Here is a 20,536-nt window from a genome sequence, read left to right on the forward strand (position 1 = left end):
CTGCAACGAGAGGCTAAAACTTCCCGAGCGGGTTCAAGCCAGCGTGATGTCGATGCCTTGCGCCTGATACGGCACAATCAGCTCCGATGCCGTATCCCGATTGACGACGATGCGGCCGACTTCGGCCAGCGGGACGATTTCGAACGGCGAGGTGGTTTCCAGCTTGTCCGGCGAGGCCAGCACCACGGTTTCGGCCGCGGCGCGGCTGAAGGCGCGCTTGATGGCGGCTTCTTCGAAATCCAGCGAAGTGATGCCGGTGCGCGGGTGCAGGCTGCACACGCCCATGAAGTATTGATCGGCGCGCACTTTGGCGATTTCTTCGATGGTGCCGCTGCCCATCGCCACCACAGAATGCTTGAACAGTCTGCCGCCGATGATGATCACCTCGATGTGCGCATGGGTGGACAGCTCGACCGCAATCGACGGGCTGTGCGTGACGACGGTGGCGTGCAGATCGGGAGCAAGATGGCGCGCCAGTTGCACGCAGGTCGTGCCGCCGTCGATGAACACCACCTGGCCGGGCTGGATCAGGGCCGCCGCCGCGCGGCCGATGTCGGCCTTGGCGCCGGGTTCGATGTTCTGCCGGTTGGCGAACATCACCAGCGGCGGCGTGATCGGCAGGGCGCCGCCATGCACGCGCCGCAATAAGCCTTCTTTTGCCAGTTCACGCAAATCCCTCCTGATGGTGTCCTCGGACACCTCCAGTTGCTCGCTCACCGGTTTGGCGACGATGCGCCCGTCCTGGCTCAGGAGGTCGAGCAGATGTTTTTTCCGTTGGCTGGTCAGCATGGATTTTTCCGATGAACAAGAGGCGTCAGTGTACAAGCAGCGAACAAGATTGCGTGCAGGTTCGTGCAATACCGTGAATATTTTCATGAATTATTGCACGAATATTCTTGATATTTCACGATATTGCATGATAATTTAAATAAAGCAGGCATGTTCACGCAAGGCCTGCGTTCACGTATTCACTGCACAGGAGCAAACAGATGGAAAACGAGCGCGTCCGCATCCGCAATGTCGAGGTCTTGTCCGACGATTGGTATCTGCTGAAAAAAACCACCTTCGACTATCGCCGCGCCGACGGCGTCTGGCAGACCCTCAACCGCGAAACCTACGACCGCGGCAACGGCGCCACCATCCTGTTGTACAACCTGCACAAGCGCACCGTGATCCTGATCCGGCAATTCCGTTTTCCGACGTATCGCGACGGCCATGACGGCTTCCTGGTCGAAACGCCGGCGGGGCTGCTGGACAACGCCAGCCCGGAACAACGCATCCGTGAAGAAGTGGAGGAAGAAACCGGCTACCGCGTCGGCGACGTGCGCAAGGTCTTTGAAGTGTTCATGAGTCCCGGTTCGGTGACCGAGAAGCTGCATTTCTTTGTCGGCGAATATGCCGGCGGCGACCGCGCGGGCGAGGGCGGCGGCAATATCGCGGAGGGCGAGGATATCGAAGTGATGGAGGTGCCGATCCAGCAAGCGCTGATGATGATCGCCGAGGGGGAGATCGCGGACGGCAAGACCATCATGCTGCTGCAGTATGCACAATTGCATTTGTTCGGCGCAGGGCCGAATTGACAGGACACGGCGAAGGCAAATGACGATCCAAAGAAGAACGTCATTTCAATTAATCCATTTGCAACAATTGATTTATAACAAGAAGAAAGCAGAAATCACCCTGAAAATGGCGCTGGTGGCGACTCTTTACACTATCAGGGATTGTGCGGCGATGCTTCGTGAATTAGAATGATAAGCATTCTTATTAAACTAAATTCCCGCCGTGGCCCAAACCGCGCTTCAGCACGACATGCACACGTTTTACAGCAGCCATCACGGCTGGCTGTTCGGCTGGCTGCGCAAAAAGCTGGGCTGTTCGGACAATGCGGCGGATTTGGCCCAGGATACTTTCTTGCGGATCATCGCCTCGCGCGATGCATTGATCGGGATGCAGGAGCCGCGCGCCTATCTGACCACCACGGCAAAACGCCTGATGCTCGATCGCGCACGCCGGCAACTGATCGAGCAAGCTTATCTGGCGGAACTGGCCAGCGCGGCAGAGACCGTCGGCAGCTATCCCGATCCGGCGGAGATCCTGCTTGCCGTCGAAGCGCTGGAGCAGATCAGTTACGCCTTGCAGGTCGTCTCCGACAACGCGCGCAACGCTTTCCTGCTGCATTACCTTGACGGTCGGACGCATGCGCAAGTCGCAGCCCGGCTCGGCGTATCGATGCGCATGGTGCAGAAATATCTGGTGCAGGCGCTGGTCAAATGCCGGCTTGCGCAAGCATGAAGCTGCAGTCGGCAAACGCCGGGGCGGCATCGACCGAAGCCTCGGTCGATGCCCAGGGTGACATCTCGGTTGATGCCGCCATTGTCGAGCAAGCCGCGCAGTGGATCGTGCAACTGAGCGCTGATGACACGGATAGGCGCGAAGCGGCACAGCGCGGCTTCGATGCATGGAAGCAAGCCGATCCGCGCCACGCCGCCATGGCTGAGCGCCTGGAAAGCTTTGTCGGGCGGGTCCGTCGCATGCGCGGCGCCGATGACGACAAAAATAATGCCCGGCCGGCGCGCGCCGCGCTGGATGCCGTTTTTTCCGCACCGGGAAAGCGTCGCCAGCGTACCGGCAGCCACCGCGCCAAACGTATCGTCGCGACAATGATGCTTGCCTTGTCGGTCGCCGTTCCGGCATGGCTGGCGACCAAAATGTATCCGCTGCACTATCTGATGGCCGACGTGTGCAGCGCCACCGGCCAATGGGAAACACGCGTCCTCGAAGACGGTACCCGGATAACGCTGAACAGCGCCAGCGCGGTGAACCTGCATTACGATGCCGGACGGCGCGCGCTGGAACTGGTGCAGGGAGAAATTCTGCTCGATGTCGCCAAGGATCCCGGCAGACCGTTCATCGTGGAAACGGCGCAAGGCAGCATCCGCGCCCTCGGTACGCGTTTTGTCGTCGGTCGCGAGGCGGACGCCACCGTCCTGAGCATGCTGGAGTCGCGCGTGGAAGTGCGTTCGGCGAAACAGGCTGTCAATGATGATGGCGCGACGATCGTCAGCGCAAGCCAGCGTGTGCGCATGACCGCCGGAGGCATTGGCGCCATTGAGCGGATCGACGCTCGCAGCATCGCCGACGCCTGGAAGTTCCATCAACTGGTGGTGCATGACCAGAGCCTGCCGCAGGTGCTCGACGCACTGGACCGGCATCGCCCTGGCGTGATCAGCTATGACCGCGCCGCGCTGGAGGGCATCAAGGTGTCGGCCGTCCTGCCGCTGGACGATACCGGACGCGCCTTGCAATTGCTTAACAGCAGTTTCCCGAGGCTGCGCATTCGCACGCTGTCGCCGTATCTGGTGCGCGTGGATGCGCCGGCGGGACCTTGATCGGCTTTGCAACAGATGTCGGCCATGTCGCAACAATATTTTCAAAAAACGGTTCGGCTTTTCGTTCGTCGTGCGTCAAGGGAGTATGACCAACGAAAAGAAAGTCTTCATCATGCAGTCCCGACGTTCCAATCATGCAGTGCCGATCGCTTCAGTGGCTTCGGCCTCCCGCCGCCTCAATCTGAAACCGCTGGCGTTTGCCGTCCGGCTGACGCTGTCCGCGGCCGTGCTCGGCGGCATCGGCAGCCAGGCCTGTGCGCAGGTTGCGGCGCAAGCCGTCTCCTACGATATTCCCGCCGGTCCGCTGGGCGAGGCCCTGAACCGCTATGCCCAGCAATCGGGCATTTCCATCGCGATCGATGCAAGCAAGGTGCAGGGCAAACGCACCCGGGGGCTGCAAGGTTCCTACGGCGTGGACGAAGGCTTCCGTGTGCTGTTGCGCGATACGGGGTTGGACATGCGCAAAACTGACGCCGGCTACATCCTCGTCGCGCCCGTTCAGCAAGACGGCCGCAGCGAAGCGGGCTCCTTGCCTGCGGTCAGCGTGACGGCTGCCGCCGACAACACGCTGCACCTGAACGAACGCGTCGCCAGCGGCGCGCTCGGCACCCGTTCGCAGCTGGACACGCCATTCTCGATGGCGGTGGTTAAATCCGAAGATCTGGCCGAGCGTCAGGTCACCAAGCTGGGCGACGTCTTTGCCCTCGACGCCTCGGTGACCGACAATAGCGGCGGCTACAGCAGTTGGGCCAGCTACCTTACCGTGCGCGGCCTGCCGCTGGACTGGCAAAACGCCTACCGCATCGACGGCAAGCCTTTTCTGACCTATGCCATCACCTTGCCGTACGAGCATTTCGAACAGATCGAATTGCTGAAAGGTTCGTCCGGCTACATGTACGGTTTCGGCTCGCCGGGCGGCCTGATCAACTATGTCACCAAGCGTCCGACCGAAGAACCGGTACGGAGCATCGAGGTCGGCTACAAATCCAACAACATCTGGAGCGAGCACGTCGACCTGGGCGGGCGTTTCGGCAACGACAAGATGTTCGGCTACCGTCTGAACGCCACGCATGAGCAAGGCCAGACCTTCAACGACGGCCATATCAAGCGCGATTCCGTCTCGCTGGCGCTGGATGCGCGCCTGACGCGCGAGCTGACCTGGGACTTCCAGGCGTTCTACCAGAATCGCAATTCCGAAAACCAGACGCCGTCGATCTACGCCGGCAGCTACACGCTCTCGCAACTGCCCAGCGTGCCCAGCAGCGACAACCAGAAACTGCTGGGGCAGGGCCAGCATCTGAACACCAATTTCCAGATGTATTCCACCGGCCTCAACTACGCCATCAATCCGGACTGGAAAGTCAGCACCTACTACAGCCACAGCATTTCCAAACGCAGTCGCAACGAATCGGCGCTCTATTTGAGCAACCTGGCCGGCGATTACGCCAACGACTATCGCTCGGATACGCGCGAAGGACACACCTTCGACCAATGGCAAGCGCTGGTCGAAGGCAAGGCCAGGACCGGTTTCATCGGACACCAACTGGTGTTCGGCGCGTCCTGGCAAAAGCAGGTCAACGATTACACCGTGGCGAGCTTTTACCAGTCGCTGGGAAGCGGCAATATTTATCAGCAAAATCAGAACAACTACTACAGCGCGACCTATCTGAACACCTATCACGCCGGCGACATCACGCAGCAGGCGCTGTTTGCCAGCGATACGCTGAAGTTCTCGGATCAATGGTCGCTGCTGGCCGGCGCCCGTTACACCAACTTTGAACAGAACACCTATAGCGTCGCCGGCGCGCGCACCGCACAATACAAGAAGGATGGCGTCATCACGCCGACCGTGGCGCTGATGTTCAAACCCGAGCCGGGCACGACCATCTACACCAGCTATGTCGAGTCGCTGGAGCAGGGCGGCGCAGCGACCATCACCAACTCCAACTACGGCACCACGCTCAATCCGCTGACCAGCAAGCAATACGAATTCGGCGTCAAAACCGATCAGGGCCGCTGGAGCGCCACGGCCGCGCTGTTCCGCATCGAGCGCGCGTCGGAATATACCAATCAGACCACGCAGGCGCTGGTGCAGGACGGCCGTTCCACCTATCAGGGCCTGGAACTGGGGGCCGCCGTCAGGCCGGACCGCGACTGGCTGGTGTCGGGCAACATGATGTTTCTCGACGCCAAATACAGCCGGGGACTCACCTACAATGGCAACCGTGTTGCCGGCGCGCCCGACTTTGTCGCCGCCGGCCAGGTGGCCTACCAGGTGCCTCAGCTGAGCGGACTGAAACTGTCGGCCGACGCCAAGTACACCGGCGCCACCATGCTGCGCGCCGCCAACGACATCAAACTGGCCGGCTATACGCTGCTCAACGTCGGCGCCAATTACACGACCCGCATCGGCAAGTACGATACGACTTTCCGCGCGGCCATCAACAATCTGACAGACAAGCATTACTGGGAATACCAGTACGAAAACTGGATCAAGCCCGGCGATCCTCGTACCTTCAGCCTCAGCGCCAAAGTGGATTTTTGATTGCTTTGAATTTGCTCTGAATTGCTCACTATGAGCTGAACCTGCCGGCGGTCTTGCCTCGACACGGGCAAGACCGCCTCGGCGTTTTTTGAAGTGACTTTATGCGTGCAGTTCTCGTTCTCCTACATCGCTGGTTCGGCCTCGGCGTCGCGGTGTTCCTGTTCATCTCGGGCGCTACCGGCGCGATCATTTCCTGGGACCATGAACTCGACGCCATGCTCAACCCGACGCTGTTCCACGCCAACAGCGCAGAACAAGGCGTGGTCGCCCCCGTCAAATCCGGGCTTGAACTGGCCAATATCGTCGAAGCAAAAGAACCCAGGCTGCGCGTCACCTATGTCCTGAACGAAGCCGAACCGGGCCATACCATCCCCATGATGGTCGAACCGCGCCTCGATCCCGCCACCGGCAAACCGTACGCGCTCGACTACAACCAGATCGCCGTCGACCCCGTCACCGCCGACATCCAGGGGCGCCGCATGTGGGGCGCCGTTTCGGTCAGCCGCGAGAACCTGCTGCCTTTCCTTTACAAGCTGCACTACACCATGCACCTGCCCGAGATCGGCGGCTTCGACACCGGCGTCTGGCTCATGGGCATCATCGGCATCGTCTGGGCACTGGATTGCTTCATCGCGCTGTGGCTGTCTTTTCCCAACTGGAAGAGCTGGCGCAAGTCCTTCGCCTTCCGCTGGAAAGACGGCGGCCACAAGCTCAACTTCGACCTGCATCGCTCCGGCGGCGTGTGGGTATGGGGGCTGTTGCTGGTGCTGGCGGTCACCTCGGTTTCCATGAATCTGAACATGCAGGTCATGCAGCCGATCATCAAGGTGTTCTCGACGGTCACGCCGACCGCCTTCGAAACGCGCACGCCGGTCGCTCCCGACAAGGTGGTGGAACCGAAGATCACGCGCGAGCAAGTCACCCGACTGGCCGTTGAAGAAGGCAAGCGCCGCGGCTTCGACGTGCCGGCCGGCGGTGTGTTCTATTCATCGATGTTCGGACTGTACGGCGTCGGTTTTTTCATCCCCGGCAACGATCACGGCGATGTCGGCCTGGGCAACGCCTGGCTCTATTTCGACGCCGCCACCGGCAAGCCGGAAGGCGCGCGCATCCCCGGCACCGGCAGCGCCGGCGATCTGTTCGTCCAGGCGCAATTTCCGCTGCATTCCGGCCGCATCCTCGGTTTGCCGGGCCGCATCCTGATTTCGTTCATGGGCGCGCTGGTTGCCATGCTGTGCGTCACCGGCGTGATCATCTGGTTCCGCAAACGCCAGGCGCGCATTCGCCAGAAGAGTCAGAAGATCAGGGAAAGAGCGCAGGACGCCGCATCGGGAAGCACGCCCTCCGGCGTCAAACCTGCCGCCGCCAAAGCAGGCGCGAACGTGGAGGGCAGGGAAAGCGCCTCGCTGTCCTGAGCACAACCAACACCCATAGAAAAGAGCCGCATCAACCTGGTTGAGCGGCTCTTTTCGCATTCTTCATCGCGAGCAATCGCAAACAAATTCTTACCGCACCGACAGGTTGCGCGTGGTCCAGTACGACACGGTGTCAACCACGGTATCCATCAACTTGTCCGCGTCAGTCGACTTCACCAGATAACCATTGGCGCCCAGTTCGTAACTCCTGCGTATGTCTTCGCGATCGGTCGAGGTCGAGAACATCACCACCGGAATATGCGAGGTCGCCTTGTTGCCCTTGAGCATGCGCAGCAAGTCGTGGCCGCTCAGACGCGGCATGTGCAAATCCATCAGGATCAGGCGCGGATGCAGGTCGCGCCGCGCCGTGTACTCATGACGGAACAGAAAATCGGATGCATGCTCGGCATCGCTGAACCACTTCCATTTTTCTGTGAGTTTCTTGCGAAGAATCGCATATTTGGTCAGTTCAGCCACTTCCGAGCTGTCGTCCACCAGCAGGATATCGGATTGTTGCATGCTCATCGCCTTCACAAAAATGGGGCCCTGATAACGACAGCGAGCCCGATCTTGCGAATGAGCCCATGAACGCCCCGACGACACAACACGGTCCGGATATTGCGTTTCGCTTAGCGAGTGTTCATGAGTTCATTTTGGCATGTCCGTGCAGAAAGACTATCGGGGGATTCCTGATTAAATACTGATGAGTAGGTTTTTTGAGCGAGCCGGCCATTAATGTCTGACTTCATCCGTCCACACCTTGAATCTGCTCAACGTATTGGGGCCGAAGGTATTGTTGAGTGCAACATCGGCGGCGTCGCGCCCCCGGGCGATCAAGACTCTGCCTATGCGTGGCGTGTTGTTGCGAGCATCGAAGGTATGCCAGTTGCCGTCCAGAAAAACCTCGAACCACGCAGCAAAATCCATCGTGCCATGCGGCGGCGGTGTGCCGATGTCGCCCAGATAGCCGGTGCAATAACGCGCCGGGATGTTCATGCAGCGGCAAAAAGCGACCGCCAGATGGGTGTAATCGCGGCAGACGCCGACTTTTTCCTGAAACGCTTCCAGCGCCGTGCGCGTCATGCGTGCGTTTTCATAGCCGAAAGTAATATGGTGATGGACGTAATCGCAGATTGCCTGCACACGGCCCCAGCCGGTGGGGGCATGCTCAAAGAGTTGCCACGCGGTTTCCGACAGGCGGTCCGTTTCGCAGTAGCGGCTGCCGAGCAGAAACAGCAGCGGCTCTTCCGGCAGATCTTGCACGGCAAGCTGTCGAGCCTGCGGAGAGAGCACATCGGGAATGCCGCTATCGTTGACGATGGCGTCGGCAGAAATGCGGATGCGGCCTTGCGGGGCGATGATGCGCGTACACCAGTTGCCGAAACTGTCGCGGTAAGCCATTCTCGGAACCGGCGGATCGAACATCAGATCGTCGCGGCTGACCAGATCCGATACCCGCGTGAAGTGGACGTTCAGGTTGAAAATCATGGGAGTGGGTTGCGGGCAATCGTAAATCATTTCAAAACCGATATGGATTTTCATGACAGGTTCCGGTGTTCAGCCGCCTTACATAAGCATGAAAAACGGCTGAGGTTAAGCTGCGGGAGGTAATAAGATCGTTTGCAATGAAGTGCGCCTGTTACGGAATAGCCATGGCGCATGCCGCGCGCAAGCTGTCCGGCAGCATGATGCCCAGCTCTGTCCACCGAGCAGCTTCCTGCTGCACGATATGCTGATTGACCTCCACTTCGATCCCGATATAGGCGGACGATGCGAAGCGCAAGCGCAGGTAGGCGGTCAAACCGTCGCCTTTGCCGGCATAAGGGTAGTTGCGGCGTACACGCAGCGTCGGCGCAAGTGCGGCCAGGCTTGCCTGCCAGTGTGCGCATAATCTGACTTCGCCATCCCGCGCGGGGTGATACAGCAAACCAACGTCGGCGCGTCGCACTTTGCCATTCAGTTCAGGCGTAAAACTGTGGGAAGAAATGTGTATCACGCGCTTTCCCTCAGACACTGCTTGCCTGACAAGGCCTTCGACTTGCTCGCGGTAAGGGCGATAGTATTGCGCCAGGATTTCTTTGCGCGTTGCCGGTAATAAACGACGCGTTGTCGTCGAGAAGAGTCGCGGATGACCAATCGAACGATTGAGGTCAACCAGCAAACGGCTCACGGTGGCAGTCACAAGCGCACCGTCGAAGGCCGTCGCCAGCTTCTGCGCCATCAGCAGTGCTCCGGCATCGTAGCCGCGGTGAGAATCGAGCAAAGCCTGCTCGTCCCGGAACAGGACGTCGTAGGGCGCGGGGATGCAATTGCCGCCGTGTTCGCAGGTGATGATGAAAGAATAAATCGAGACCCCTTCGCACTATGTGTTCAGATGCCCGACGAAACACCGTTACTACGCTGTGCCGACTGGAAGGGGGTGAGATTGACTGTTTTGGCGGTTCTGTAAAACAGCGAAAGCAGGGGCGCCGATACGCACGAACACACAGTAACACGTATGCGCGGAGAGACGCTTGTATCTGAGACAGCTAGCCCGGCAGTGTTCGATACCCGGCAAAGAATCCTGCACGGAATAAGGAGCCGCCGTCACGCCGGGGCCCGCCGATTGGCTTATTCCAGCATCGCATCCAAGCCCTCAGTCAACTCCTTCAACGGCGGCATCGCCCGGTCCGCCCGGTCCTTCGCATGCGCGATCAATGCTGGCGCCCAACTGGCGTCGACGCCGAGTTTCTTCGCGATGGCGACAGGATAGCTTTCCACCATTTCTTCATCGCTCAGTTCCAGCACTTCGGCGCGGGCGCGCCAGGCGCCGAGGTGGACCCAGGCGGCGGCTTTGTTGAACGGATTCGGTGACAGCGGATCAGGCACGTCTTGCAGCGCGGTGCTCAGCGATTCGGGGAAATTCCAGATCTTCGCCAGTTCGGCGGAAACGTCGGCGTAGTGGAAACCGAGTTTTTCCTTTTCGAGTGCGGCGCGGCCGGCGTCGAGGACGTTCATTTGCTTGTCCAGCGGCGCCATGTCGGTGGGCGCAACGGCGTGCAGTTGCAACTGGCCGATGCCGTGCATCATGCCCAGCGTGAAGACGGTGTCGCCGTTGTCTCCACCTTCGTGCGCCAGCCAGCGCGCGGCGCAGGCGGTGTAGAGGTTGTAGCGCCAGAACTGCTGCAGATCCATGCCCTTGGTGTTCTTGAAGGCGGCGACCATGCCGTTGCCCAGCACCAGGTTGCGCACCATCACGAAGCCGAGCATGCGCAGCGCGTCGTCGACCGTGCCGACCGTGCGCGAGACGTGGAAGTAGGCCGAATTGGCCAGGCGCAACAATTTGGCGCTCAGGGCCGGATCGCTGGCGATCAGGTGGGCGATTTCGTTGGCGGAAATGTCTTCGGAATTGAAGCTTTCAATAAGCTGCTGTACGACTTTGGGGACGGTGGGCAGCTTGTTCGGCTGATCGACCAGGCTCTTCAGTTCCATGCGGTGTTCCCTCTGTGTCAACGTTGCATCAATTCAGTAACTCTGACTTCACAAATTTTGCGTACACTCAATTCAAAGAATTGCGGTTTTATTGTCGCAGAGATCAGAGAATTTAATCACGTCTTTCTCGGTATGATGTTCCGGATCGTTGTATAAATCGTCGCACCACCATCGAAGGAGTGGCACCATGGCAACGCGTAAGAAACCTGGTCAAACCGAGGAAAGCGCGCCACAAACCGCTCCAGCTTTGGTTTTTCCGCAATTGGGCGACGTCGGTGCGTACATGACGGACGCCGTGCAGCGTACCTATCTGTTCCTCGACACCTTGCTCGATCGCGGCAACAACTATCTCGAACATCTCGACCAAGGCACGCCGCCGCTGCTGAAGTTCGAGCATGAGGTGGTGATGGACGGCCACGACCTGCCCAATCCCTGCAATTACGCCTTGCTGCGCCTGCAGCCGCCGGCCAGCATGCCGGTCAAGGCCGATGCACGTCCGGTGATGGTGGTGGATCCGCGCGCCGGGCATGGTCCCGGCATCGGCGGCTTCAAGTTCGATTCGGAAGTGGGCATGGCCATGCGCGCCGGGCACACGGTGTATTTCGTGACCTTCCGGCCCGAGCCGGAAGACGGCCAGACGCTGTTGACCGTGATGGACACCGAGGCGTTGTTTCTGGAGGAAGTCATCAGGCGCCATCCGCAATGCACGGCCAAGCCGGTGGTGATCGGCAATTGCCAGGCCGGCTGGGCGATGATGGCGTTGAATGCGCGCCGTCCCGATTTGTTCGGCCCGCTGATGATCGTCGGGGCACCGGTGTCTTACTGGGCTGGCAGCTCGCAACTCAATCCCATGCGCTACAGCGGCGCATCGCTGGGCGGCTCGTGGCTGGCGTCGATGACCAGCGACCTGGGCGCGGACCGTTTCGACGGCGCCTATCTGGTCGAGAATTTCGAGAAGCTCAATCCCGCCAATACCTGGTGGAACAAGTACTACAACCTCTGGTCCGGCGTCGACACCGAAGCCGAGCGCTTCCTCGAATTCGAGCGCTGGTGGGGCGGCTATTTCCGCATGACCGGCAGCGAGATCGAGTCGATTGTCGAGAACCTGTTCGTCGGCAACAAGCTCGCGCGCGGCACCATGATGGCCGGCGACAAGCCCATCGACTTGCGCAACATCACCTCGCCGATCGTGGTGTTCGCCTCGTGGGGCGACAACATCACGCCGCCGCCGCAGGCGCTGAACTGGATCATCGACACCTGGGGCGACGAGCGCGCGATCACCGCCGCGGGCCGCACCATCATCTATGTGCTGCACGAGAGCGTCGGTCATCTCGGCATCTTCGTCGGCGGCTCGATTGCGCTGAAGGAGCACGACCAGTTGGTGACGTCGCTGGACGTCATCGAAAGCCTGCCGCCAGGCTTGTATGAGATGAAGCTGGAAGCCAAGGCGGGCAAAGAGGAGCAACGCTGGGACGAGCTGGAGCCGGGCGACTACACGGTGCATTACGAGCATCGCACCATGGAAGACATCCGCAAGATCAATCCGGAAGGCCGCGAGGAAGAGGCGATGTTTTCCACCATCGCGCAATGGTCGGAGTTCAACGCCAATCTGTACAAGACCTATGTACGTCCCTGGGTGAAGATGACCGCCACGCGCGAAGTCGCCAACACCATGGTCAAGCTCAATCCCTTGCGCATGCAGCGGCAACTGTTTTCCGATACCTTCATGCTGGCGCCGTTCATCCGGCAGAAGGCCGCGGAAGCGCGCGCCAATCGCGTCACGGTCGGCGACGATCACCCGCTCAGGCAATGGGAAAAGAAGATCGCCGAACAGATCACCGACGAGCTCAACGCCTACCGCGATCGCCGCGACGCACGCACGGTGAAGATGACGCGCCAGATCTTCGGTCCGGAAGGCTTGGGCGCCTGGCTCAAGCCGCAGGAACCGGATGCCGTCATCGCGCATGAGCGCGCCTTGCGCGAGCTGGAAAGCTATCGCGAGTCGGCGCTGGGTCGCATTGCCGAGGGCGGTTTCGCCGAAGCGGTATGCCGCATCGTGGTCGCCGGGATGATTTCCATCGGCGCCTTCGAACGCCGCAGCCTGCGCCTGGCGCGCCTGCTGGCACAATTGCCGAGCATGCATGCCAGCGTGTCGGCCAAGACCAACTGGGTGCAACTGTTGAAGGAACAGGCGCGCATCACGGCGGTGGCGCCGATCGAGGCCCTGAATGCGCTGGAGCAACTGCTGCCCGATACCGGGACACGCGAGCGCGCGCTGGCGGTGTCGGCGGCCGTGATGATGATCGAGCCGACGCTGGCCAATCCGCGTTCGGAAATCATCGAATTCCTGATCGGCACGCTGGGCGTCGATCCGCAACGCGTGATCGGCCTGGCGCGCAAGCTGACCGATGCGCTGGAGAAGCCGGAGCCGAAGGTGGCGAAGGGGGCCGCCAGGCCCGCGGCGAAGCCGGCAGCCAAGGCGCCAACCAGGACGGCTGCCAAACCTGCAGTCAGGAAACCTGCCGCAGCGAAGGCAAAACCGGCGCCGGTTAAAAAAGCTGCCGCCAAGCCCGCGACAACACCTGCAACAAGGAGCAAGACGGCAGCAAAGGCGGCTTAGGCCTTCGGTTGCCAAGCCGCTTCCACAACTACTCTTAACGGGGTGCTGGTCGGACGACCCTTGAAGTCGGTCCAGCACAGGCGGTCGAAGTCATATAGCTTGCAGCGCCGCGCCGTGTCGAAGTACCAGCGCCAGGAAAACTTCTGGATCACGATGCGGCCGGGCAGCATGGTTTCCAGCATCTTTTGCGCCTGCTTCAGGCGGTACAGCGGCACGCTCATGTCGACGTGGTGGGCGGTGTGTTCCATGATGTGATGCAAGGCGGCGCCGATGCCGTGGCGGAAGCTCAGGTGCACGGTGGTCGAGACGAAGGGCTGGGCGGCGGCCCATTCCGCCTTGTCCCGATACCAGGCGACCTCGACGTGGGTGTGATGCACGTAGACGACGAAGCCGATCATCGCCTTCCAGAACAGCAGCGGCGCCACGAAGGCCGTCAGCAGCAAGGTCCAGAACGACTGGCCCGTCGCCTGCGCCGCCCATCCCAATCCGGCAATCCAGATCGCCGCCGCGGCGCTGACCAGCACGCCGTCCCAGACGAACTCGGCGCGGCGCGTCGGCATTTGCTTGCGCGAGGGGAAGTACATTTTCTTCCACCACATGTCCACGGTGTAATACAGCCACGGCGCCCAGCCGCTGCGATAGAGGCGTTCCAGCCTGCGGCGCCAGCGCGGCAGCGCCTGGAATTCCTGCAGCGAATGCGGCTGCCAGACGAAGTCGAAACCCTTGAGGTTGGTGTAGCCGTGATGCACGACGTTATGACCGATCGCCCACAGGCTGTAGGGCGTCAGCGACGGCATGAAGACCAGCCGGCCGAGCCAGGCGTTGAGGCGGCGATTGGCGGTAAAGCTCTGGTGGCAGGCGTCATGTCCGAGGATGAACAGGCGGCCGATGATGAAGCCGGTCAGCATGCCCAGCAGCAGCTTGGCGATCGGGTTGTACACCCACACGGTCGCCGCCAGCGACAAACCGAACAGGCAAAAATCCAGCAGCACCAGCGTAATGGCCAGCGGCGTGCTGCGCGCGACGATGGGTTCCAGCCAGGAGCGGATTATCTTGCGGTGCGGCATGGGCGCATAGGGAGAGATGGGTGTCAATTTGGAAGCAAGATGCGGCATGGGATAAAACCTTGGAAGCTTGTGCTGGTGTTGTTTTTCAAATCATGCGAGTGCGTACGACACTGGGTCCCAGCGTGCGCTGGGACGACGGGTTATGTCTTTGATGTCGTCAGGGCGATTGAGCAAAGAATTGAACAGGGTGCGTAAGCCATTGCTGGCAGTTATTCATCCGAATAGCCGAAATTTTCCTCTGTCGTCCCAGCGAACGCTGGGACCCAGTGGCGTCAATCAGCCATCGTTTGAGCATCGATCAGAACCGATAGCCCACGCCGACGCCGATCAGCCATGGATCGATCTTCACCGTGCTCAGCTTGCTGCCGTCGGCGGCCAGCACGTCGCTGCGGATTTGCACTTTTTTCACGTCGACGTTGATCAGCCAGTGGCTATCCAGCTTGAAATCGACGCCGGCCTGCAAGGCGCCGCCGATGCTGTGGTTTTCCAGGCGCGCGCCGCCGTTGAGCAGGTTGACGTCGGAAATGCGGGTGTAGTTGATGCCGGCGCCGACATAGGGGCTGACGGTCGACGAGGGCGTGAAATGGTATTGCGCCAGCAAGGTCGGCGGCAGGTGCTTGAAGCTGCCGATGTTCTGGCCGTCCAGGCGCACGTCGTGTTTTTGCGGATAGGTCAGGATCAGCTCGGCGGCCCAGTTGGGCGTGAGGAAGTAGCTGATGTCGACTTCGGGAATGGTCTTGGAGCTGACGCTCAGACGGTCGGACGCGCCGACGCCGCCGACCGGATCGGACTTGTTGTCCGGGCTGATGTTGACGGCGCGTACTCGCACCAGCCAAGAACCTTCCTGTGCGGCAGCGAAGGACGAGGCAGTCATGGCGCTAGTCAGCGCCAACAGCATTGCGGTCTTTTTCATGATGGTTTCCTCGCGCCTCCTCTCGATGAAAGCGCCTTGTTGTGAATCAAGTTGCGACGCAGCGAAATGTACGCGTGATGCCGGAACGGGGATTTGATGTTGATCAAAAAAGAAAAAGAAGCCGCCGGCACAGCAGCAAAGAACGCCTCGCCGGACCTCTCCGACAGGCGATTTCATCCGTGTTTTCGGCCCTTTTGATGTAGGTCAACATGGGTGAAGGCCGACCTCATTAGACTTGCGGTGATCGGCATCGCATGCCTTGCCACTTCGGCATGGCAACACTGCACGGTCGCATCTGGAGCTAAAAACATGGTGGTATCCGCAATGCCGATGGTCGCCGAACCATCCGTCGAATTCGACGCGCAACTGGTGCGCAAGCTGAGCCAGTCCGGCCCGAGATATACGTCCTATCCGACCGCCGACCGCTTCAGCGACGCTTTCGGCTATCGCGATTACCTGCAGGCGGTGTCGGGGCTGCGCACGCGCGGCAGCCGCAATCCCTTGTCGCTCTATGTGCACATCCCGTTCTGCGAAAACATCTGCTACTACTGCGCCTGCAACAAGATCATCACCAGGAACCGCGACAAGGCGGCGACCTACCTGAGTTACCTCAAGCACGAGATCGAAATGCAGGGCAAGCTGTTCGACGGCATGAACCAGGTCGAGCAGCTGCATCTGGGCGGCGGCACGCCGACGTATATCTCCGACGCGCAAATGGCGGACCTGATGGCGCATTTGCAGCGCTGGTTCCGCTTTGCCGGCGATGAAGCGGGAGAATATTCCATCGAGGTCGATCCGCGCACGGTCTCCGCCGAACGCGTCGCCAGCCTGCGCAGGCAAGGTTTCAACCGGCTCAGCCTGGGCGTGCAGGATTTCGACACGGTGGTGCAGAAGGCCGTCAACCGTCTGCAGCCCGAGCACCTGACGCTGGACATCATCCGCGCCGCGCGCGACGCCGACTATCGCTCCGTCAGCATCGACCTGATCTACGGCCTGCCGGGGCAGAACGTGATCGGCATGGCGCAGACGCTGAACAAGGTGATTCGCGCCGCGCCCGACCGCATCTCGCTCTACAACTACGCGCATCTGCCGCATCTGTTCAAACCGCAGCGCCGCATCGACGAACAAGCATTGCCTGGGGCGGAGGCACGGCTGGACATGCTGGCGCTGGGCATACGCCGCCTGACCGACGCCGGCTACGTCTATATCGGCATGGATCATTTCGCGCTGCCCGATGACGATCTGGCGATCGCCCAGCAGCAAGGGCGTTTGCATCGCAATTTCCAGGGCTATTCCACGCATGCGGAGTCGGACATGGTGGCCTGCGGGGTCTCGGCCATCAGCGCCGTCGCTTCGACCTACAGCCAGAACGTCAAGACGCTGGACGCGTACTACGACGCCATCGACGGGAACGAACTGCCCATCGTGCGCGGCATGCAGTTGAGCATGGACGATGTGCTGCGGCGCCTGATCATCCAGCGCCTGATGTGCAATTTCGAATTGTCGATTGCTTCCGTCGAGACGGCTTATCCGATCACCTTCGGCGACTATTTCGGGAGCGAGCTGGAGAGCCTGCACCGGCTGGCACAGGACGGCCTAGTGACGATCGACGACGAGTGGATCACCGTCACGACCAAAGGACGCCTGCTGATCCGCAATATCTGCATGGTGTTTGACCGCCACTTGCGGAGCGCGCGGCAGCGGCAGATTCAGCCGCAGCGGTATTCCCGCACGATCTGAGCGGAGCAGGATATTTTTATTGTCGTCGTCCCAGCGCACGCTGGGACCCAGTGTCGTGAAGAAGGTCGATACGACGCCGGGACCTGACTTTCGTCAGGACGACGGTGATTTAAGCCACAGGGCAGGCTTCCGCCCCGGCCGCCAGCGCCTTGAGGCGATCCGGGGCGAGCAGCTGGATTTCGCGCTTGTCGACGCCGAGCCAGCCCAGTTTGCGAAAGCGCGACACCAGGCGGCTGATGCTCTCTATCGTCAGGCCGAGGTAGTTGCCGATATCCTCGCGCGACATGCGCAGCTGGAAGCGGGTCGGCGAATAGCCGCGCGCCGCGTAACGCGAGGACAGATTGACGAGGAAGGCGGCGAAGCGTTGCTCCGCGCGCATGTTGCCGAGCAGGAGCATGGCGTTTTGCTCGCGCGTGATTTCCTGGCTCATGATGCGATGGAAATGGCGCAGCAGCATCGGGATGACGCCGAACAACTCTTCCAGCCGCTGAAACGGAATCTCGCATACCTCGCTGTCTTCCAGCGCGGCAACGTTGCAGTGATGCTTGTCGGTGCCGATGGCGTCCATGCCCATCAGTTCGCCCGCCATCTGAAAGCCGGTGATCTGCTGTTCGCCGGCGGGGTTGAGCTGGTAAGTCTTGAAGTGACCGAGACGGATCGCGTACAGGCTGCCGAACGGGTCATCCATGCGATACAGGCTTTCACCGCGGGCCACGCGGCGACGGCGACCGATGATCTGGTCGAGACGATCCATATCGGCATTGTCGAGTCCCATCGGCAAACACAACTGGTGCATGCTGCAGTTCGCGCAGCTGGTTTTCATGGGAGAAAAAGTGGGTGATCGCTGGATCGGCTGAAGCTTGCTCATGGCGTGGAAGCGCGAGGGCGTGCAAACACCCGCGCGGATGGTTGTTTTGTCCAATATAGCGCAGACGGGAGGGCGATGGATGCCGCGGACGAGGGTATCTGGCGGGTCTTTGATCTGGATCAAGAGAGCGCGTCTCAGCAAGCATTGGCGTCGTGAGTGCGAGTTCAATCTGGAAGGAATTGTAAAGATTTCGGGAAAATAACCGTAAAGCAGCTAACGATGAGCGATGTGCTTGTCGTCCATCAGATTGCCACTATGACAAACGTGTCTTCGCTGGGCGTATCGAGCCCCGCCGTCTCGTCGTCCGTACCGACGGATAAAGCAACAACGCCGGCGAGCAATTCTTCCGGGCAGAATACAACGCAGTCCGTCACCACGGTAACGCTCGGCCAGTCGGGGGCGGGCAGCGCGCAAATCTATACGCTGCCTGCCGTCAAGCCGCCACCGCCGCCGGTCTGGGAAAAGACCTCGACGGACGCCGTCAGCAAATTGATGGCGGGGAACAACAACGCCTTGCCGCTGGCCTTGCGCTTCAAAGACCTCGGCGCGGCTTTGCTGGGGCGTTTCGACACCGAGGCGAGCAATTTCTCGCAGTCGGTGATGCAGTTCGCGGCAGGCATGGCGCCCGGCAATCTGATGGAAACGACGATGCAGTCGCAATTGCACAAAACGCCGGACAATCAGATCACCCTGAACATCCAGACCGTCGGCGGCGCGCAGGTCGAATTGACGCTGGGCAGCACCGACACCGGCCTGGCCGTCGACGTGAAGGTCGCCAAGGGCGCGCTCAGCGACGGCGATCGCGCGGCGCTGTCCAAGCTGTCCGGCGCTTTCCAGAAGGCCATCGACGGGCTGGCAGCCAATCCGCCGCACATGGACCTGGCGGGCCTGACCCAGTTCGATACGACGGTGCTGGCTTCGGTGGACCTGCACGCCAGCGTGAAGGTCGGCGGCGACAGCCAGGTGATCGATTTCCACGCCGACAGCAAGTCGAGGTCGGTCAATTCCAGCGGACCGATGGGGGCCATGAAGGTGGCCGTCGACATGAGCAATCCGGCGATCCTCGGCAACGCCAGGCAGCAGGCCCAGGCCATCGCCGGTTACCTGAAACAGTTCGACTATGAACAGACGCGCGGGCATGGCGATCCTTCGCTGATGGCGATGTTCAAGGACGCGTTTTCAGAAATGAACAGCAACTATCCGGCGACGCAACAGCAGGCCGGCATGCCGGGCGTCTTCAAGCTCAACGCCGAAGACCACAGCGTGCTCACCGGCCTGGCCGATTTCACGGCATCGGTGACGCAGAATTCCCAGTTCACCAACCCGATGCACGGAAACGAGTCCGACAGCTTCGCCTATGATGTCTCGCAAAACAGCACCGTCAAGGGGAACGGCCAACTGAACCGCGCCATCACGCAGCGCCAGCAGTCGCACCTGAGCGCCAGCTATCACGAGTCGCTGATCCCGGGCCTGCCGTTGCGGCTGACGACGGACAAGAATTCGCAAAACTACCGCTATACCCAGATCGACGACCGCGCCAGCAGCGAAGCCAACATCGCCTACAGCCTGGGTGCGCTCACCAGGGCCTCGCTGACGCAGTCGGCCAGCCAGTCGACGCGCGTTCAGAAATATGTCATGGGGAATCTGGAATCGGATGTGACGACGCCGTCGTCTTCGACGTGGGTGATGGATTACCTCAAGCAGTTCAAGGCCGCGCAGAGCGGCGACAACAAGCGTACGTCGCTGGATGCCTATGGCTGGGAACAAACGCTGGCATCGATCAACAGCATGGTGGTTTTTCAGGTGGACCCGGCGCAACTGAGCGGCCGCAAGTCCACGTCATCGCAGTAATCTTTCACGCAGTCTGTACGCTCCAGCGCTTGAAGGGCCTTGTTGAAAGCGGTTTCCGATTCATAGCCGACGTTCTCGGCAATCGCCGCCAGCGCCCGGTCGGAATGCTGCGGTGCCCATAAAAAAACCGAAGCCCGAGCTTCGGTTTTTTGTTTTACGGCAACAGGCCTGAATCAGGTCGGCGCCGCAAATCGTACGGCCTGGCGCGCCAGCAGATGCCACTGACCGCCGGTTTTCTTCCAGACCATGAGGATCTTGAGCGACACGTTGCCCGGCTTGCCGGAGTCGTTGGTTGCCGCCGTCAGCGTGTGGCGCACGACCGCCACGTCTTGCTGTACGTTCACGGTCTGGTCGGACAACGTGATGCTGACGAAAGTCGATTCGCCGCTGACCAGTTGGCCGATGAATTCGGCCTTGGTCTGCACGACGCCACTGGAGTGGCCGTAGCTCAGGTGGTTGTCCACCAGTTGTTCCAGCGCAGCGCGGTCGATCGGCGAAGTCATGGCGGCGCGCAGTTTTTCAACGGCGGTCGCAACGGCTTGTTCGTCGGCGGTCGGCGCGGCGGCCGCGCCTTGAGCGATGACCATCGAGCATGCCATGGCGCTGCAGAGATACATCCATTTCTTGAACATCTTGTCTCCTTGGTTTTTTGTGGTG

The 20,536-nt window shown here is 60.6% G+C and carries 18 protein-coding genes; 9 read left to right on the top strand and 9 right to left on the bottom strand.

All coding sequences use genetic code 11. The annotated features are described in order from the left end of the window. Positions 1-33: 33 nt before the first annotated feature. Positions 34-789 (bottom strand): DeoR/GlpR family DNA-binding transcription regulator, encoded by a 756-nt coding sequence (locus PMI16_RS14915; RefSeq protein WP_007880915.1) that lies wholly within the window; start codon positions 787-789, stop codon positions 34-36. Positions 790-989: 200 nt separating this feature from the next. Here PMI16_RS14915 and PMI16_RS14920 point away from each other — a divergent pair, with 200 nt between their 5' ends. From PMI16_RS14920 to PMI16_RS14940, 6 genes are all read left to right on the top strand, one after another. Then, entirely contained in the window at positions 990-1,580 is a 591-nt protein-coding gene (locus PMI16_RS14920) for an NUDIX domain-containing protein (RefSeq protein ID WP_007880917.1), read from the top strand. Between the two features lie 19 nt (positions 1,581-1,599). After that, positions 1,600-1,752, top strand: coding sequence for a hypothetical protein (locus PMI16_RS25950; protein ID WP_157212652.1), 153 nt, complete (start codon positions 1,600-1,602; stop codon positions 1,750-1,752). A 57-nt stretch (positions 1,753-1,809) separates the two neighbouring features. Then, on the top strand, positions 1,810-2,292 hold the full coding sequence (locus PMI16_RS14925; protein WP_007880919.1) for a sigma-70 family RNA polymerase sigma factor: 483 nt from the start codon (positions 1,810-1,812) through the stop codon (positions 2,290-2,292). Further along, the gene (locus tag PMI16_RS14930) at positions 2,289-3,389 is read left to right on the top strand and encodes a FecR family protein (protein ID WP_007880920.1); all 1,101 of its coding nucleotides are present in this window, start codon (positions 2,289-2,291) and stop codon (positions 3,387-3,389) included. Before PMI16_RS14925 ends, PMI16_RS14930 begins: the two co-directional genes overlap by 4 nt. 85 nt (positions 3,390-3,474) lie before the next feature. Further along, complete coding sequence (locus PMI16_RS14935) at positions 3,475-5,934, top strand: TonB-dependent siderophore receptor (protein ID WP_007880922.1); 2,460 nt, start codon at positions 3,475-3,477, stop codon at positions 5,932-5,934. A gap of 101 nt (positions 5,935-6,035) precedes the next feature. Then, positions 6,036-7,349 (top strand): PepSY-associated TM helix domain-containing protein, encoded by a 1,314-nt coding sequence (locus tag PMI16_RS14940; protein ID WP_007880924.1) that lies wholly within the window; start codon positions 6,036-6,038, stop codon positions 7,347-7,349. 90 nt (positions 7,350-7,439) lie between these two features. Here the strand turns inward: PMI16_RS14940 and PMI16_RS14945 are convergent, their stop codons facing one another. From PMI16_RS14945 to PMI16_RS14960, 4 genes are all read right to left on the bottom strand, one after another. Further along, positions 7,440-7,868: a response regulator gene (locus PMI16_RS14945; protein ID WP_007880926.1), complete on the bottom strand. Its 429-nt coding sequence runs from the start codon at positions 7,866-7,868 to the stop codon at positions 7,440-7,442. A gap of 213 nt (positions 7,869-8,081) precedes the next feature. After that, positions 8,082-8,891, bottom strand: coding sequence for a transglutaminase-like domain-containing protein (locus PMI16_RS14950; RefSeq protein WP_007880928.1), 810 nt, complete (start codon positions 8,889-8,891; stop codon positions 8,082-8,084). Between the two features lie 97 nt (positions 8,892-8,988). Then, positions 8,989-9,696 carry an N-formylglutamate amidohydrolase gene (locus PMI16_RS14955; RefSeq protein WP_034380693.1) on the bottom strand — a complete coding sequence of 236 codons (708 nt, stop codon included), beginning with the start codon at positions 9,694-9,696 and terminating at the stop codon, positions 8,989-8,991. A gap of 263 nt (positions 9,697-9,959) precedes the next feature. Beyond that, the gene (locus PMI16_RS14960; RefSeq protein WP_007880932.1) at positions 9,960-10,820 is read right to left on the bottom strand and encodes an HDOD domain-containing protein; all 861 of its coding nucleotides are present in this window, start codon (positions 10,818-10,820) and stop codon (positions 9,960-9,962) included. A 187-nt stretch (positions 10,821-11,007) separates the two neighbouring features. On the opposite strand from PMI16_RS14960, the gene PMI16_RS14965 reads away from it, so the two are divergent. Next, a complete protein-coding gene (locus tag PMI16_RS14965; RefSeq protein ID WP_007880933.1) occupies positions 11,008-13,440 on the top strand; it encodes a DUF3141 domain-containing protein in 2,433 nt (810 codons plus the stop codon). Here the strand turns inward: PMI16_RS14965 and PMI16_RS14970 are convergent. Together PMI16_RS14970 and PMI16_RS14975 are read right to left on the bottom strand one after the other, a co-directional pair. Beyond that, a complete protein-coding gene (locus PMI16_RS14970) occupies positions 13,437-14,555 on the bottom strand; it encodes a fatty acid desaturase (protein WP_007880934.1) in 1,119 nt (372 codons plus the stop codon). The genes PMI16_RS14965 and PMI16_RS14970 overlap by 4 nt on opposite strands. Positions 14,556-14,805: 250 nt before the next feature. Beyond that, complete coding sequence (locus tag PMI16_RS14975) at positions 14,806-15,420, bottom strand: OmpW/AlkL family protein (RefSeq protein ID WP_007880935.1); 615 nt, start codon at positions 15,418-15,420, stop codon at positions 14,806-14,808. A gap of 309 nt (positions 15,421-15,729) precedes the next feature. Between PMI16_RS14975 and hemN the strand changes: the two genes are divergently transcribed. After that, complete coding sequence (gene hemN / locus PMI16_RS14980; protein ID WP_007880936.1) at positions 15,730-17,160, top strand: oxygen-independent coproporphyrinogen III oxidase; 1,431 nt, start codon at positions 15,730-15,732, stop codon at positions 17,158-17,160. 109 nt (positions 17,161-17,269) lie between these two features. On the opposite strand, the gene fnr is transcribed toward hemN, so the two are convergent. After that, positions 17,270-17,983 carry a fumarate/nitrate reduction transcriptional regulator Fnr gene (gene fnr / locus PMI16_RS14985; protein ID WP_081493427.1) on the bottom strand — a complete coding sequence of 238 codons (714 nt, stop codon included), beginning with the start codon at positions 17,981-17,983 and terminating at the stop codon, positions 17,270-17,272. A 300-nt stretch (positions 17,984-18,283) separates the two neighbouring features. On the opposite strand from fnr, the gene PMI16_RS14990 reads away from it, so the two are divergent. Then, positions 18,284-19,879, top strand: coding sequence for a hypothetical protein (locus PMI16_RS14990; RefSeq protein ID WP_034380737.1), 1,596 nt, complete (start codon positions 18,284-18,286; stop codon positions 19,877-19,879). A 173-nt stretch (positions 19,880-20,052) separates the two neighbouring features. On the opposite strand, the gene PMI16_RS14995 is transcribed toward PMI16_RS14990, so the two are convergent. Next, positions 20,053-20,511 carry a nuclear transport factor 2 family protein gene (locus tag PMI16_RS14995; protein WP_007880941.1) on the bottom strand — a complete coding sequence of 153 codons (459 nt, stop codon included), beginning with the start codon at positions 20,509-20,511 and terminating at the stop codon, positions 20,053-20,055. Between the last annotated feature and the right edge of the window lie 25 nt (positions 20,512-20,536).

This window comes from Herbaspirillum sp. CF444, from assembly GCF_000282135.1.
GTDB lineage: Bacteria > Pseudomonadota > Gammaproteobacteria > Burkholderiales > Burkholderiaceae_D > Herbaspirillum.